This is a genomic window from Kitasatospora sp. NPDC001309, assembly GCF_042896295.1.
Lineage (GTDB): Bacteria > Actinomycetota > Actinomycetes > Streptomycetales > Streptomycetaceae > Kitasatospora.
On record NZ_JBIAXC010000001.1, the window covers coordinates 281437 to 296555 of the forward strand.

13 protein-coding genes are annotated in these 15119 nt (G+C 73.4%); 8 read left to right on the forward strand and 5 right to left on the reverse strand.

Going from position 1 to position 15119, the window contains the following annotated elements; all coding sequences use genetic code 11:
- Window positions 1-33: 33 nt before the first annotated feature.
- Window positions 34-750, reverse strand: coding sequence for an MOSC domain-containing protein (locus ACFY2K_RS01345; protein WP_375881856.1), 717 nt, complete (start codon window positions 748-750; stop codon window positions 34-36).
- 65 nt (window positions 751-815) lie between these two features.
- Window positions 816-1562, reverse strand: a complete 747-nt coding sequence (locus tag ACFY2K_RS01350; protein ID WP_380399047.1) for a cyclase family protein — start codon at window positions 1560-1562, stop codon at window positions 816-818.
- A 91-nt stretch (window positions 1563-1653) separates the two neighbouring features.
- On the opposite strand from ACFY2K_RS01350, the gene ACFY2K_RS01355 reads away from it, so the two are divergent.
- The 6 genes from ACFY2K_RS01355 to ACFY2K_RS01380 all read left to right on the forward strand — a co-directional run bounded on the left by ACFY2K_RS01355 (window position 1654) and on the right by ACFY2K_RS01380 (window position 7586).
- Window positions 1654-2328 carry a UbiX family flavin prenyltransferase gene (locus tag ACFY2K_RS01355; RefSeq protein WP_375881861.1) on the forward strand — a complete coding sequence of 225 codons (675 nt, stop codon included), beginning with the start codon at window positions 1654-1656 and terminating at the stop codon, window positions 2326-2328.
- A 119-nt stretch (window positions 2329-2447) separates the two neighbouring features.
- Window positions 2448-2906 carry an Lrp/AsnC family transcriptional regulator gene (locus ACFY2K_RS01360; protein WP_030232219.1) on the forward strand — a complete coding sequence of 153 codons (459 nt, stop codon included), beginning with the start codon at window positions 2448-2450 and terminating at the stop codon, window positions 2904-2906.
- Between the two features lie 4 nt (window positions 2907-2910).
- Entirely contained in the window at window positions 2911-3873 is a 963-nt protein-coding gene (locus ACFY2K_RS01365) for a threonine/serine dehydratase (protein ID WP_375881863.1), read from the forward strand.
- Window positions 3874-3959: 86 nt separating this feature from the next.
- A complete protein-coding gene (gene mqnE / locus ACFY2K_RS01370) occupies window positions 3960-5123 on the forward strand; it encodes an aminofutalosine synthase MqnE (protein WP_375881866.1) in 1164 nt (387 codons plus the stop codon).
- A gap of 115 nt (window positions 5124-5238) precedes the next feature.
- Window positions 5239-6519: a L,D-transpeptidase family protein gene (locus ACFY2K_RS01375; RefSeq protein WP_387709129.1), complete on the forward strand. Its 1281-nt coding sequence runs from the start codon at window positions 5239-5241 to the stop codon at window positions 6517-6519.
- A 122-nt stretch (window positions 6520-6641) separates the two neighbouring features.
- On the forward strand, window positions 6642-7586 hold the full coding sequence (locus ACFY2K_RS01380; RefSeq protein ID WP_380522867.1) for a beta-ketoacyl-ACP synthase III: 945 nt from the start codon (window positions 6642-6644) through the stop codon (window positions 7584-7586).
- A gap of 329 nt (window positions 7587-7915) precedes the next feature.
- Here ACFY2K_RS01380 and ACFY2K_RS01385 read toward each other — a convergent pair whose 3' ends face one another.
- Window positions 7916-8563, reverse strand: a complete 648-nt coding sequence (locus ACFY2K_RS01385) for a TetR family transcriptional regulator (RefSeq protein WP_188307623.1) — start codon at window positions 8561-8563, stop codon at window positions 7916-7918.
- A gap of 424 nt (window positions 8564-8987) precedes the next feature.
- Here ACFY2K_RS01385 and ACFY2K_RS01390 point away from each other — a divergent pair, with 424 nt between their 5' ends.
- Entirely contained in the window at window positions 8988-11387 is a 2400-nt protein-coding gene (locus tag ACFY2K_RS01390; protein ID WP_380522866.1) for a PQQ-binding-like beta-propeller repeat protein, read from the forward strand.
- A gap of 42 nt (window positions 11388-11429) precedes the next feature.
- Here the strand turns inward: ACFY2K_RS01390 and galE are convergent, their stop codons facing one another.
- Window positions 11430-12416, reverse strand: a complete 987-nt coding sequence (gene galE / locus ACFY2K_RS01395) for a UDP-glucose 4-epimerase GalE (RefSeq protein WP_380522865.1) — start codon at window positions 12414-12416, stop codon at window positions 11430-11432.
- 219 nt (window positions 12417-12635) lie between these two features.
- Here galE and ACFY2K_RS01400 point away from each other — a divergent pair, with 219 nt between their 5' ends.
- Window positions 12636-13733, forward strand: a complete 1098-nt coding sequence (locus tag ACFY2K_RS01400) for a S1C family serine protease (protein WP_380586271.1) — start codon at window positions 12636-12638, stop codon at window positions 13731-13733.
- Between the two features lie 153 nt (window positions 13734-13886).
- On the opposite strand, the gene ACFY2K_RS01405 is transcribed toward ACFY2K_RS01400, so the two are convergent.
- Window positions 13887-15056, reverse strand: coding sequence for a sensor histidine kinase (locus ACFY2K_RS01405; protein ID WP_387709239.1), 1170 nt, complete (start codon window positions 15054-15056; stop codon window positions 13887-13889).
- Between the last annotated feature and the right edge of the window lie 63 nt (window positions 15057-15119).

The following is a 15119-nucleotide window of genomic DNA, read 5'->3' on the forward strand; positions in this document are numbered from 1 at the left end:
CTGGTGTCGGCATCGTGGCACCGTGACCAGGACTCAGTCCAGCACCAGCCGGTCGCCGAGCCGCAGCCGCCCGGGGGCGGCGACCTCGGCGAGGGCGTCGAGCCGGCCGTCGTGGGCGTGCACGATCGCCTTGAGGATCTCCGGCGCGTGCGGCAGGCCGGGCTGCGGGGCGCCGCTCATCGCGCAGCGCTCGCTGGCGGAGACGAAGGCGAGCCGGGCGCTGTCCGGTGCCCCGCCGTGGGCCTGCCGGCCGAGCCAGGCGTCCTCGACGAAGGGCGGGGTGCCCGGCGGGGTGCGCAGCACGATGTTGGGGCGGAACCGGCGTTCGTCGACCACGGCGAAGGGGACGGCCTCGCGGACCCAGTCCAGGGTGGCGGTGCTGAGCACGCTGACGGGCAGTCGGTCGAAGTGCGGGACGGCGTCCTCGCGGGCGAGTTCGACGTCCTCGCGCTGGAGGTAGGCGCGCAGGAAGGCGGTCGGGTGGTCGACCGGGCGGCCGAGCGGGTCGAACAGTTCGGGGCCGTCGATCCGGCGGCCGAGGCGGGCGGAGAGCCGGAGCAGCCCGTCCATCCGGCGGAAGCGGCGGGTGTTCTTGCCCGAGCCGAGCTTCCCGGAGGCGTCGCGGACGGCGTAGAGGCGGTCCCCGGCCAGGCCGCGCACGTCCACGTCGACGGAGTCGAGCCGCTCGCCCCCGGTGGACTTCACGGGGTAGCGCCAGAGTCGCTCGACCACTCCGATGATCTCAGCCATGGCCGGAAAGCCTAGTGGCGCCATCGGAGTTGGTCTAGACCAAGTGCGGCCCGGGTCGGGGCCGGTCAGCCCAGTCGCGCCACCGCCCGCACCGGGGCCCCGTCCGCGGCCACCAGGCGCAGCGGGAACAGCGACACCTCCACCGGCCGGCCGGCCTCCTGCGCCGCCAGCAGCGCCCGCAGGTCGGTCAGGTTCTCCGCGATCACCCCGCCGCCGTCCGCGCCCAGCAGCACCCGGTGGGCGGCCAGCGTCGGCTCCTCCACCGGGTCGGGCCCGTCGTGCTCGTCGGTGAGGTCGGCGAGCAGTGCGGCGACCGCCGGGTCCTCCGGCCCCGGGTCGGGGGTGGGGTCCACGCTCAGCGCGTCCACCCCGACCGTCCGCACCCCGGCGGCCACGATCGCCTCGGCGGCGGCCGCGGTCAGGCTGGGGTGGGCCAGGTAGGCGTCGGTGCCCCAGTGCCGGGCCCAGCCGGTGGCCAGCAGCAGGACGGTGCCCTCGGCGCAGCGCGCCAGCGCGGGCGCCAGCAGGTCGGGGGTGACGGCCGTCCGGGGCTCCAGCCCGCGCAGGTCGGCGACCACGGCCGGGCCGGTGAACCGCTCCAGCGGGAGCCCGTCCAGGGTCGGCCAGGTGACGTCCACGTGGTACGGCGCGTCCACGTGCGTCCCGGACTGCGAGCCGAGGTGCAGGGCCAGCACGTTCACCCCCGCCGTGGCGGTGGTGAGCGCGGGCGCCAGCAGGACGGCCGGGTCGCCGGGGTAGACCGGCATCGCGGTGGTCACCTGATGGGTGAGGTCGACGAGGGTCGCTGCCATGCGCCCATCCTCCCAGGGGGCGGGCCCGCGCGGGCCCGGTCCGCGGTGCCCGGGGCGGAGCCGCAGGTGGGGGCGGGACAGAATTGCCTCCATGGGAACTGCGAAGCGTCAGCCGTGGGTGGTCGGGGTCTCGGGAGCGTCGGGGACGCCGTACGCGGCCTCGGTGATCCGGGCGCTGCTCGCCGCCGGCGAGGCGGTGGACCTGATCGTCAGCCGGGCCGCCCGGCTCACCATCCTGGACGAGACCGGCATCTCCTTCCGGGACGCCCACTGGCGCGCCGACCTCGCCCGCTGGCTGGGCACGGACGAGGGCCTGGACGACGTCCGCTACTGGCCGGCCGGGGACTTCGCGGCCGGCCCGTCCAGCGGCTCGTACCCGGCCAAGGGGATGCTGGTGGTCCCCGCGACCACCGGCGCGGTGGCCGGGATCGCGCTCGGCCTGAGCAAGGACCTGCTCCAGCGGGTGGCCAGCGTCACCCTCAAGGAGCGCCGTCCGCTCGTCGTCTGCGTGCGCGAGGCACCACTCAACGGGGTGACGTTGAAGCACCTGGTGGAACTCGACGCGCAGGGCGCCGTCGTGCTCCCCGCCTCGCCCGGTTTCTACGCCGGCGGCTCCACCGTGCGCGAACTGGTGGATTTCGTGGCCGGCCGGGTGCTGGACGCCGTCGGCGTGCCGCACTCCCTGTACCTGCGCTGGGAGGGCGAGTTGGGCGCGGCCGCCCGCAAACCGGGCGACGGGGAGGCCGCTCGGGCTGAGGGGGAGTAAGGAGAGCGAGGGCGGGAGAGTATCTTCTCTGCGATATCCGGGTCGTTCAGCGCACGGCGCCTTTGAATCCGGATAATGATCTGTGGGTCTGGTGAGGTTCGGAAGGACGCGGACGGTATATGGACACGGTGGACAGACAGCTCATCCAGGCGCTCCGGGAGAACGGCCGTGCGTCCTACGCCGAGCTGGGCCGACTGGTCGGACTCTCCGGCCCGAGCGTCACGGACCGCATCAACCGCCTGGAGCAGGCCGGTGTGATCACCGGCTACCGGGCGACGGTCAACCCGGCCTCGCTCGGCTTCGGCGTCACGGCCCTGATCGGTCTCCAGTTGACCGACGCCGCCGACCACGAGGACGTCGCGTTCCGGCTGAAGGACCTCAACGAGGTCGAGGACTGCTGGTTCATCGCGGGTGACGACTCCTACATGCTCAAGGTCCGGGTGGCCGACGTGGCCGGCCTGGAGTCGGTGGTCAAGCGGATCTCGGGCACGAAGGGCGTGGCCCGCACCCGCACCACCGTCGTACTCTCCACGAAGTGGGAGAACCGGGTGAGCGAGCTCCCCCCCGAAGGAGAGTGACGGCATGGCACTGGTCGGTCTGGAGGAGCTGCACGCCGCCCGGGAGCGGATCGCCGGGGTCGCCGTGCGCACCCCGCTGGTCCCCGCCCCCTGGGCGTCCGAGGACGGGCGGCGGCTCTGGCTCAAGCCCGAGAACCTCCAGCCGACCGGGGCCTTCAAGACCCGCGGCGCCTACAACCGGCTGGCCGCGCTCACCCCGGACGAGCGCGCCCGCGGCGTGGTCGCCCAGTCCAGCGGCAACCACGCGCAGGCGGTGGCCTACGCGGCGCAGCTGCTCGGCCTCAAGGCCGTGATCGTGATGCCGGACACCTCGCCCGCCGTGAAGGTCGAGGCCACCCGCGCGTTCGGCGCCGAGGTGATCCTCGTCCCGCCGGGGGAGCGGGACACCCTGCCCGGCGAGCTGGCCGAGCGGTTCGGCTTCGTCTGGGTGCCGCCGTACGACGACCCGTTCATCATCGCGGGCCAGGGCACGGTGGGCCTGGAGATCGCCGAGGACGCCCCGACCGGGCTGGACACCGTGCTGGTGCCGGTCAGCGGCGGCGGCCTGATCAGCGGGACGGCCGCCGCGCTCAAGCTCACCCGCCCGGGCGTCCGGGTGATCGGGGTGGAGCCGGAGCTGGCCGCCGACGCCCAGGAGAGCCTGCGCTCCGGGCGCCGGGTGGAGTGGCCGGTCGCCGACACCTACCGGACGCTCGCGGACGGGCTGCGCACCCCCTCGGTGGGCGTGCTGCCGTACGAGCACCTCACCGCCTACGTCGACGACATCGTCACCGTCACGGAGGACGAGATCCGCGCCACCGTCGCCCTGCTGGCCCGCCGCGGCCGGCTGGTCGCCGAGCCCTCCGGCGCGGTCGCCCCGGCCGCCTACTTCCACCGCGCCGCCGAGACCGGGGGCCGGACGGTGGCCGCCGTGGTCAGCGGCGGCAACATCGACCCGGGTCTGCTCGCCGAGCTGCTCAGCGCCTAGGGGCACGCCCTCGCCCGGCCTCCGTCGGCATAGGCGTAACCTCGTCTCCGGCAAGGAATCGAATGTCTGAGGAGGCGGGTCACCGCATGGACGCAGGGCTCAAGCGCGAGCTGGAGGCGAAGGTCTACGCGGGTGAGCGGCTGACCCGCGAGGACGGGATCGCGCTCTACGGGAGCGACGACCTGGCCTGGCTGGGCGGGCTGGCCCACCACGTGCGCACGCGGAAGAACGGCGACGTCGTCCACTTCAACGTCAACCGCCACCTCAACATGACGAACGTCTGCAGCGCCTCCTGCGCGTACTGCTCGTTCCAGCGCAAGCCGGGCGAGAAGGACGCCTACACGATGCGCATCGAGGAGGCCGTCCGTCTCGCCAAGGCGATGGAGAGCGACTCCCTCACCGAGCTGCACATCGTCAACGGCCTGCACCCCACCCTGCCGTGGCGCTACTACCCGCGCTCGCTGCGGGAGCTCAAGGCGGCGCTGCCGAACGTCTCGTTGAAGGCCTTCACCGCCACCGAGATCCACTGGTTCGAGAAGATCAGCGGCCTGCCCGCCGACGAGATCCTGGACGAGCTGATCGACGCCGGTCTGGAGTCGCTGACCGGCGGCGGCGCGGAGATCTTCGACTGGGAGGTCCGCCAGCACATCGTCGACCACGACACCCACTGGGAGGACTGGTCGCGGATCCACCGCCTGGCGCACGCCAAGGGCCTCAAGACCCCGGCCACCATGCTGTACGGCCACATCGAGGAGCCCCGCCACCGGGTCGACCACGTGCTGCGGCTGCGTGAGCTCCAGGACGAGACCGGCGGCTTCCAGGTCTTCATCCCGCTGCGCTACCAGCACGACTTCCACGACTCCAAGGACGGCGTCGTGCGCAACAAGCTGATGGCCCGTACCGAGATGGCCACCGGTGCCGAGGCGTTGAAGACCTTCGCGGTCTCCCGGCTGCTCTTCGACAACGTCCCGCACGTCAAGGTCTTCTGGGTGATGCACGGCGTCACCACCGCCCAGCTGGCGCTCAGCCACGGCGCGGACGACATGGACGGCTCGGTGGTCGAGTACAAGATCACCCACGACGCGGACAACTTCGGCACCCCGAACAAGCTCGGCCGCGAGGACCTGCTCGGCCTGATCCGGGACGCCGGCTTCCGCCCGGTGGAGCGCAACACCCGCTACGAGATCATCCGCGAGTACGACGGCCCCGACCTGACGCGTCGCGAGACCCCGCAGGCGATGCGCCTCTGACCTGCGCTTTCCCCGCCGCCCGGACCGCACCCGCGCTCCGGGCGGCGGCGTCTTCACGGCTCCCGCACGCGCCCCGGGTTTACCAACGGGTAGGGCGTTTGGCAGGATCGACGGCATGTCCGGTTCCCATCGCGCCACCGAGTACCCGCCGTACGAGCCGATGCCGGAGCCGGGGTACGGGGTGCCGCAGCAGTCGCACGAGGCGCCGTACCAGGCGTACGAGCCGTACCCGCAGGCCGTCCCGCAGCCCGCCGCGCAGGAGTACTACGGCGAGTACCGGCAGCCGGCCGACGGGTACTCCGGGGCGTACGAGCAGCCGTTCCAGCCCTTCCAGCCGTACGTCGTCGAGCCGGAGCTCGCCTACCAGGGGACCGCTCACCAGGAGCCGTCGGTCTACCAGGAGCCCGCCTACCAGGAGCCGGTGTACGGGCAGCCGGAGTACGAGCAGCCCGAACCGGTCGAGCCCCTCGCGCCCCTCGCCTCCGTCACGCCCATCGCCGCCGCGGCCCCCGCGCCCGGTGGCCGGGCCGCCTCCCGGGGCCGGCGGCGCAAGGCGAAGCAGAAACGACACGGCAAGGCCGTCATGGCCGGCACCGCGCTGCTGGTCGCGGCCGCCGCCGGCTGGTACACCGTCGGCCAGGACGGCGCCAAGTCCGTCGCCGCGGCCGCCGACGGCCCCGGGCCGGAGGGCGTCAGCAAGCCCGACCACCCCGTCACGCCCGCCCCCGCGGCCGTCCAGGCCGCCGCCGACCGGCAGAGCGCCCCCGCGGCCGCCGGCCGCAGCGAGACCCGCCCGGACGGCTCCCTGACCGCGATACCCGGCCTCGGGGCCGCCTTCACCGCGAAGATCCCCGCCGCGACCACCCAGGTCGTGGTCGCCACCGGCCAGGGCAAGGACACCGACAGGAACAGCGTCACGCTGTGGACCCGCACCCCCGAGGGCCGCTGGCTGGCCGGTGAGACCTGGCAGGGCCACAACGGCAAGAACGGCTGGACCACCGACCACAACGAGGGCGACCTGCGCAGCCCGATCGGCGTCTTCGACCTCACCGACGCCGGTGGCCGCAACGCCAACCCCGGCAGCAAGCTCCCGTACGACAAGGACGCCAGCTTCGTGGTCTCCGGGACGGGCTTCTTCGGCGACCAGCTGGCCGGCTCCTTCGACTACGTGGTCGCGATCAACTACAACCGGGTCGCCGGCAGCTCCCCGCTCGACATGCGCCGCCCGATGGGCAGCAAGAAGGGCGGCGGGATCTGGCTGCACGTCGACCACGACGGCCCGACCCACGGCTGCGTGTCGATACCCGAGGACAAGATGGCCCAGCTGATCCGCACCCTGGACCCGGCCGCCCATCCGGTGATCGTGATGGGCGACGCCACCTCGCTGGCCGCCTGACCTCGGCGGACGCCCGGGCCCAGGCGCCCCAAGGGCCTTGTGGAGCCCCTACAGATCACAGCTGCGGATCCTGTAGCCGGTCGTGCCCGGCTGACCAGCGGGTAACCCGGTTCCATGGCAGCATGAGCGGTTCGCGCATTGTGGCACTCGGGCACTACCAGCCTCCCAAGGTGCTCTCCAACGACGACCTGGCGGCATTCGTCGACACCGACGACGAGTGGATCCGCACCCGGGTGGGGATCCGCACCCGGCACATCGCCGAGGGCGAGACCCTGGTCGACCTCGCCACCGAGGCCGCGCAGAAGGCGCTGGCCAACAGCGGCCGGACGGCGGCGGAGATCGACCTGGTGGTGGTCGCCACCTGCACCGCGATCGAACGCAGCCCCAACACCGCCGCCGCGGTGGCTGCCCGGCTGGGCGTCCGCGCGCCCGCCGCCTACGACATCAACACGGTCTGCTCCGGCTTCTCCTACGCGCTGGCCACCGCCGACCACGCGATCCGGGCCGGTGCGGCGCGGCGCGCGCTGGTGATCGGCGCCGAACGGATGTCCGACACCCTCGACTGGACCGACCGCTCCACCTGCGTGATCTTCGGCGACGGCGCCGGCGCCGCGGTGGTCGAGGCCCAGGAGGAGGACGCCGAGCCGGGCATCGGACCGGTGGTCTGGGGCTCCGAGCCGGAACGGGGCGACGCCGTGGTGATCACCGGCTGGGACCCGGTGATCAGCCAGCAGGGCCAGTCGGTGTTCCGCTGGGCCACCACCCAGCTCGCCCCGCTGGCCCGGCAGGCCTGCGAGCGGGCCGGGATCGACCCGTCGGAGCTCAAGGGCTTCGTCCCGCACCAGGCCAACCTGCGGATCATCGACGCGATCGCCGCCAAGCTGGGCCTCGGCGACGCGGTGGTGGCCCGGGACGTGGTCGAATCCGGCAACACCTCGGCGGCCTCGATCCCGCTCGCCTTCTCCAAGCTGGTCGAGCGCGGCGAGCTCTCCCCGGGCGACCCGGTCCTGCTCTTCGGCTTCGGCGGCGGCCTGGCCTACGCCGGCCAAGTGGTCCGCTGCCCGTAAGCCACCCGCCCTTGAGCCGAAGGGCGGGCGACCCCGCCCCGAGCCGAAGGGGCGCGCCGGTGCCGAAAGGGAGAGCGCGAGGGAGCGACGGAGGAGCGAGGGAGCGCCGACCGTCGGCACCGGACGAAAGCGCCCCGGAGGCGAGCGGGCGAAGATACGACATGCACGGTGGGCGGGCACCCTGTGTGAGGGGTGCCCGCCCACCGGCATGTCTGGCGCGCGTGCGGTACGTCGGCGGACCTCCCCCGAGGACACGGCCGCCGTCCGTCGTACCCCGGACAGGAGGCCGGGGCTGCGCGCGGGAGCGGATGGTGGGTCGGAGGAGGGTCCTACTTGGGCGCCTTCTTGCCGGTGACGCCCAGGTACACCAGGGGAGCGAGGTTGGGCTTGAGGTCCTTGACCTTGACGCCCCAGGAGGTGAAGGCCTTCTGGTGCTCGGCCGCCGAGGCGAGCAGCGAGACCAGGGCCCCGGCGACGGCGTTCGGGTCGAGTGACTTGTCGGCCTGACCCTTCGCCTGGAGTTCCTTGACGGCCTCCGCGAGCGGCTTGGCGACCGAGTTGAGGACGGTCATGCGGATCTTGAAGAACCGCTTGTCCCCTTCTGCGGCACCGAGCGTGACCACTCGGAGAATGGCGTCGTTCTTGCGCCAGAAGGCGAGGAATCCGTCGACCAGTTCTTCCGAAGTGGTCGGTCCGGACTTCCCTGCCCAGGACTTTCCGGCCACCAGCTCTTTGAGGGTGTCGGAGTCCTTGGCCATTTCCTCGGCGATTTCGAGGACTGCGCCCTCGACATCCGGGAAGTACTGGTAGAAGGTCGCGGGGGAGGTACCCGCCATACGGGCGACGTCGATGACCTTGACGTCCCGATAGGGCGACGTGCTGAGCATCTCGCGGAGGCAGTCGAGCAGCTTCTGCCGCGTCTCCTGTCCGCGTCGCCCGGCGACGCGACCGTCGACGGTGCGAACTTGTCCTGTCATGCCGTCAGCTTACCGTGGCACGATCTTGGCGCGATTCGGTGATGCGACTATTACTCCGCACGGGGGTCGCTATAGCGGCCTGAACCACTTCGGACGGATATTCACCGGGGTCCGAAGGCGCTCTTGAAGCCCCCCCGTGTGCTTTTGACCCCATAGCGTGACGGCGAGTCCGCTGAGGGGTGGTCGGGTGACAGAGCGTGACCGGTGAGGGGGGTCGGGACGTGGACGGTCCGGGCTCCGGGGCGCAAGCCGGGGCCGGATCGGGCGTCAGGATCCGGCCGTTCCGTCACCGCTGACCAGCGGACTGTCCGTCCGGGGCGGTGGCCGTCTCCCGGTGGGGGAGGTTGGAGTTGCGCGGGGCGGCATTGGAGAATCGGGTCCGGCACCACGCGGCGGGTGCGGACGACGGGGAGGTGGCTGCGGAGTGGACCAGCTGACGGCGCACGATCCGAGGAGGATCGGGCCCTTCGAGGTGCTGGGGCGGCTCGGCGCGGGTGGGATGGGGCTGGTCTACCTGGCGCGCTCCGCCTCCGGGCGCCGGGTGGCCATCAAGACCGTCCGGGGGGAGCTGGCCGAGGACGAGCTGTTCCGGGTCCGCTTCGCCCGGGAGATCGCGGCGGCCAAGACGGTCGGCGGTTTCTACACCGCGGCCGTGGTGGACGCCGACGCGGACGCCCGGGTGCCCTGGCTGGCCACCGCGTACATCCCGGCGCCCTCCCTGGAGGACCTGGTCGAGGAGTGCGGCCCGTTGCCGGTCGACGCCACCCGCTGGCTGGTCGCGGGCATCGCCGAGGCGCTGCAGTCCATCCACGCGGCCGGACTGATCCACCGCGACCTCAAGCCCTCCAACGTGCTGGTGGTCGAGGACGGCCCGAAGGTGATCGACTTCGGCATCGCGGCCGGGGTCTCCAGCACCCGGCTGACCATGACCAACGTCGCGGTCGGCACCCCCGCCTACATGTCCCCGGAGCAGGCCCGGGACAGCCGGACCGTCCGGGGCGCCAGCGACGTCTTCTCGCTCGGCTCGCTGATGGTCTTCTGCGCCACCGGGCACCCCCCGTTCCGGGGCTCCAACCCGGTCGAGACGGTGTTCCAGCTGCTGCGGGAGGAGCCGGACCTCACCGGGATGGCGCCCGAGCTGATGGACCTGGTCCGGGCCTGCATGCAGCAGGCGCCCGAGCGCCGGCCCACCCCCGCGCAGATCCAGGCCGAGCTGGCCCCGCACCTGTTCTCCCGGGACGACGCCGCCGGGGAGGTCGGCGACTGGCTGCCGCCCCACGCGCTGGAGCTGATCGAGCGCAAGCGCGGCCGCCGCCCGAGCGCCCAGCCCCGCTCGTACCCCGGCCCGGCCGAGCCGCCGCGGCCGCCGCACACCCAGGGCCCGCCGCAGCAGCCGCACGTGCCGCCGCCGCACCCCGGCCCGGACGACCCGCGCACCTACCCCGGGGCCGGGCACGCCCCGCCGACCGGGCCGGTGCACGCCGGGCCGCGCCCCGGGGGCCAGGACGACGGGATCCCGACCGCGAAGATCCCCTCCAAGAACAAGCACCGCGCGCCCACCGGCGGCATGGCCGTCGAGGTGCAGCTGTCCGGCGCCTCGGTGCGGATAGGCCCGGGGCCGCGGGCCGAGCACGAGCAGCCCGGTCCGAGCACCGCCCCGGCCACCACCGACTGGGTCCGCCGGGCGGCGCCGACCCCGCCGCCCGTTCCGACCCCGCCGCCCGCCGCGGCGGCCCGCTGGCGCCCCTGGCGGTTCCGGATGTCCAACGACGTCTGGGGCACCCCGGTGGTCGCCGACGGCACGCTCTTCGTCTCCAGCTTCGAGGTGCACGCGCTGGACATCGGCTCCGGCGAGCGCCGCTACAAGACCCGGGACGTCGCCTGGGCGCTCGCGGTGGACGCCGGCCGGGTGCACGCCGCGGACGGTCCGCACCTGTACACCGTGGACGTCGCGGACGGCACCGAGCGCTGGCGCACCTCGCTGGACGGCTGGGTCTACTCGCTCTCCGCCGCCGACGGCGTGCTCTGCTGCGGGGTGCGCGGCGGCGGCGTCCAGCTGCGCGCGGCCGCCACCGGCGCCGAGCTGTGGCGCGCCGACGACGCCCAGCAGGACTACGAGAACCCGCAGTCCGGCCCGGTCCTGGTGGGCGGCGCCGCCTACTACTTCGGCGCCGGACGGCTGCGCTGCGTGGATCCGCGCGGGGCCGGCCTGCGCTGGTCCTTCCAGGTCGGCGAGGACGTGCCCGCGCACCCGGTCGAGCGCGGCGGCGTGCTGTACGTGACGGCGGGCACCCGGGTGTACGCGCTGGACGCGGCCAGCGGCACCGAGCGCTGGCGCTTCGACGCCCCGGTGGTGCTGTTCACCCCGCCGGCGCTGGACGGCGACGCGGTCTACGTGGCCGACTACCTGGGCACCGTCTACGCGCTGGACGCGGCCACCGGCCTGGACCGCTGGCGCGGGGTCACCGGCAGCCGCCAGGGCGCCGAGCCGGTGGTGGTCGGGGACGGCATGGTGCTGGTCGGCAGCGGCGAGGTGCTGTACGCCTTCGAGGCGGCGACCGGCCGGGAGCGCTGGCGCTACACCACGCGCGGCGAGATCGTCGGCTCCCCGGCGGTGGCCGACGGCCTGGTGCACCTGGGCAGCCGGGACCACTCGCTGCACACCCTGGACCTGGCGACCGGTCAGCTGCGCTGGGAGCTCGGCACCAAGGGCGAGCTCACCGGCTCCCCGGTGGCGGTCGGCGGGCGGGTCTTCGTCGGCTCCAAGGACCGCTGCGTGTACGCGCTGGACGCCTACTACGGCACGGCGGTGCCCGCCCGCTGAGCGGGGCGGACACCGCCGTCCGGTGGTCCGGTCACCGACCGGTCAGGCCCTGCGGGCCCCGGGGTGGCGGCTGCACCAGCCCTCCCACGCGGAGGAGACCATGGCCTCGACGTCGTGGCCGGCGCTCCAGCCCAGCTCGCGGTGGATCAGGTCGGCGGCGGCCACCACCCGGGCCGGGTCGCCGGGGCGGCGCGGGGTCACGTCGGCGGTGGTGTCGTAGCCGGTCACCTTGCCGATGACCTCGATCATCTCCTTGACGCTGACGCCCTCGCCGCGGCCGATGTTCAGCACCAGCGCGGTCTCGCCGGCCGGGTCGGCGGCCAGCCGCTTGGCGGCCGCGACGTGCGCCGAGGCGATGTCGGAGACGTGGATGAAGTCGCGGACGCAGCTGCCGTCCGGGGTCGCGTAGTCGTCGCCGAAGACCCGCGGGGCCTCGCCGGCGGTCAGCCGCTCGAAGACCATCGGGATCAGGTTGAACACCCCGGTGTCGGAGAGCTCGGGCGAGGCGGCGCCGGCCACGTTGAAGTAGCGCAGGGCCACGGTGGACATCCCGTGGGCCTTGCCCGCGGCGGCGACCAGCCACTCGCCGGCCAGCTTGGTCTCGCCGTACGGGCTCATCGGGGCGCACGGGGTCGACTCGGTGACCAGGTCGACGTCCGGCATGCCGTAGACGGCGGCGGAGGAGGAGAACAGGAAGCGCTTGACGCCGCCCTCGGCCGCGGCCTCCAGGACCGTCTGCAGGCCGATCATGTTCTCCCGGTAGTACAGGAACGGCTGCTCGACCGACTCGCCGACCTGCTTCTTGGCGGCGAAGTGCAGGATGCCCTCGATGCCGTGCTCGCGGATCGCGGCGTCCAGGACGGCGCGGTCCAGGGTGGAGCCCTCGATCAGCGGGACGCCGGCCGGCACCCGGGAGGCGTCGCCGGTGCTCAGGTCGTCCAGGACGGCGACGCGCTCACCGGCGTCGAGCAGCTGGCGGACGACGTGTCCGCCGATGTATCCGGCACCGCCGGTGATCAACCAAGTCATGCGGCAATCCTAGGCGTTCGGTTTCGGTCGCCGGTGTTCGGGCGAGTCGGGACGGCAAAACGGACAAATCGGTGAAATGCTGACAAAGATTTCCGTGCTCTCATGCCCGCGCCCGCGCGGTGACGAATCGGAGGCAGCCAGGTGAGCCGAAAGAAGGAACACAACCGACCGCTGCCGGCCGGCCCCCGGCCGACCGGTCCCAAGGCGGCGCACCGGCGGCTGCTCGCGTCCGGCGGGGTCGCGGCAGTCACGGCGCTCGCCCTGGCGCTGGCCGGGTGCAGCAGCTCGTCCTCCTCCTCGGCCTCTTCCTCCTCGTCCTCGGCCTCCTCCCCCGGCGCGAGCAAGCAGGCCTCCGCCGCGCCCGCCGCCCAGCCGGGCGGCGCCAACCAGCTGCAGGACGCGTACCAGAAGGTGATCGCCGACGTGCTGCCCTCGGTGGTCCAGATCACCACCGGCGACAGCCTCGGCTCCGGGATCGTCTACGACGACAAGGGCGACATCGTCACCAACGCCCACGTGGTCGGCTCGGCGACCACCTTCACCGTGACGCTGGCCAACTCCACCAAGTCGCTGGACGCCACCCTGGTCGCCAGCTACCCGGACTCCGACCTCGCGGTGATCAAGCTCAGCAGCCCGCCCGGCGGCCTCAAGCCGGCCGCCTTCGGCGATTCGAGCAAGGTCCAGCTCGGCCAGATCACCCTGGCCATGGGCAGCCCGCTCGGGCTCTCCAGCAGCGTCACCCAGGGGATCGTCTCGGCCACCGGGCGGACCGTCTCCGAGCCCCGCGGCGGCGGCTCGCCGGGCGCCACCATCGGCAACATGGTGCAGACCTCGGCCGCGATCAACCCGGGCAACAGCGGCGGCGCGCTGGTCAACCTGGACAGCCAGGTGATCGGCATCAACACCCTCGCCGCGACCGAGCCGCAGACCAACGGCGCGGCGGCCCCCGGCATCGGCTTCGCCATCCCGGCGTCCACCATCACCAACATCACCGACCAGCTGATCAAGCAGGGCAAGGTCACCAACTCCGGGCGGGCCGCGCTCGGCGTCACCGCCCGGACCAGCTTCAACCAGCAGTTCCAGCCGGCCGGCGCGGTCATCGTGGCGGTCAGCCAGGGCGGCCCGGCCGCCTCGGCGGGGCTCCAGGCCGGCGATGTCATCACCAAGCTCGGCGACACCCCGGTCGACTCGCTGAACGCGCTCACCACCGCGCTCGCCTCGCTCACCCCGGGCAACAAGGTCACCGTCGGCTACACCAGGGACGGCAACGCCGCGACCGCCGACGTCACCCTCGGCACGCTGGAGAGCAGCTCCTAGCGCACCCGCCCCCCGACCCCGGTACGCCGGCCGGCCCGTCCACCGCGCAAGGGTTCCGCGGGGCGGCCGCCGCACCGGACCGGCGCCGGGACCCGTCCACTGCCTCGACGGGTCCCGGCGCCCCTTCGCGTTCCCGGGCGTCCGGGGCGCCTCCTAGCGGCGGGCGGTGCGGGTGCGCCAGGGCAGCTCGACGGTGACGGTGGTCGGGCCGCCCTCCGGGCTCTCCACCAGGAACACCCCGTCCACCGCCCGGATCCGCTCGGCCAGCCCGGCCAGGCCGCTGCCCGGGTAGGGGGCCGCCCCGCCCCGGCCGTCGTCCTGGACCAGCACCATCAGCTGGTCGTCCGAGCGCCAGACGTCGACCGAGGCGCTGGTGGCGCCGGCGTGCTTGGAGACGTTGGTCAGCAGCTCGCTGACGGTGAAGTACGCGATGCCCTCGACCGCCGAGTCCGGGCGCTCGGGCTCGCCGTCCGGCCCGGCCAGGTCGACGTTCACCTTCACCCCGCCCGGGACGGTGCAGCGGGCCGACACCGCGGACAGCGCCGCGTCCAGGCCGCGGTCGGTGAGCACCGCCGGGTGGATGCCGCGGGCCAGGTCGCGCAGCTCCTGGAGGGCCAGCTTCACCTCACCGTGCGCGTTGTCGACCATCCGGGCGGCGACCGCCATGTCCTCCTGGGTCTCCACCTCCCGCAGCCGCTCCTTGGCCATGCCGAGGTCCATCGCCAGCGCGACCAGCCGGGCCTGGGCGCCGTCGTGCAGGTCCCGCTCGATCCGGCGCAGGTCTGCGGCGGCGGTCTCGACCACGGTGCCGCGGTCGTCCTCCAGCTCGCGCACCCGCTCGGCCAGCGCGCCGGGGAAGAGCAGCGACTCGATCAGGATCCGGTCGACCGCGGCCATCGCGCGCACGACGAAGGGCAGCACCGGCCACAGCGTGATCACCGAGACCAGGGTCAGGGTGAAGCTCAGGATGCCCCAGGGCAGCATCAGCACGTTGTAGAGCGCCGAGCGCCAGTTCAGCAGGTCGGTGAGGTGGGCGATGGTGTAGCCGACCAGGCCCGGGCGGCGCTGCTTCACCGGCTGCGGGTCGTCGATCGCGGAGCCGTACGCCGAGCGGGCCCGGCTGCGGCCCAGGGCGCCCAGGGCGCGGGACCCGGCCAGGCCGGCGGCCAGCACCGGCAGGCCGATCACCGTCACCGACAGGCCCAGGCCGACCGAGAGCGCGGTCACCGAGAGCACGAAGCCGGCGATGCCCAGCGGGAAGTTGAGCATCAGGTGTCCGACCTGGCGCCACATCCGCGCGCCGTACAGCGGCGGGCGCTCCATCCGAGCGTCCTGCTCCTTGATGGCGTCCACGGCGCGGTTCAGCGACTTCATCGGATCATCCGT

Coding starts and splice junctions, on each gene's coding strand:
- ACFY2K_RS01345 (WP_375881856.1), bottom strand. CDS start 750: ATGGCTGAGATCATCGGAGTGGTCGAGCGACTCTGGCGCTACCCCGTG.
- ACFY2K_RS01350 (WP_380399047.1), bottom strand. CDS start 1,562: ATGGCAGCGACCCTCGTCGACCTCACCCATCAGGTGACCACCGCGATG.
- ACFY2K_RS01355 (WP_375881861.1), top strand. CDS start 1,654: ATGGGAACTGCGAAGCGTCAGCCGTGGGTGGTCGGGGTCTCGGGAGCG.
- ACFY2K_RS01360 (WP_030232219.1), top strand. CDS start 2,448: ATGGACACGGTGGACAGACAGCTCATCCAGGCGCTCCGGGAGAACGGC.
- ACFY2K_RS01365 (WP_375881863.1), top strand. CDS start 2,911: ATGGCACTGGTCGGTCTGGAGGAGCTGCACGCCGCCCGGGAGCGGATC.
- mqnE (WP_375881866.1), top strand. CDS start 3,960: ATGGACGCAGGGCTCAAGCGCGAGCTGGAGGCGAAGGTCTACGCGGGT.
- ACFY2K_RS01375 (WP_387709129.1), top strand. CDS start 5,239: ATGTCCGGTTCCCATCGCGCCACCGAGTACCCGCCGTACGAGCCGATG.
- ACFY2K_RS01380 (WP_380522867.1), top strand. CDS start 6,642: ATGAGCGGTTCGCGCATTGTGGCACTCGGGCACTACCAGCCTCCCAAG.
- ACFY2K_RS01385 (WP_188307623.1), bottom strand. CDS start 8,563: ATGACAGGACAAGTTCGCACCGTCGACGGTCGCGTCGCCGGGCGACGC.
- galE (WP_380522865.1), bottom strand. CDS start 12,416: ATGACTTGGTTGATCACCGGCGGTGCCGGATACATCGGCGGACACGTC.
- ACFY2K_RS01405 (WP_387709239.1), bottom strand. CDS start 15,056: ATGGAGCGCCCGCCGCTGTACGGCGCGCGGATGTGGCGCCAGGTCGGA.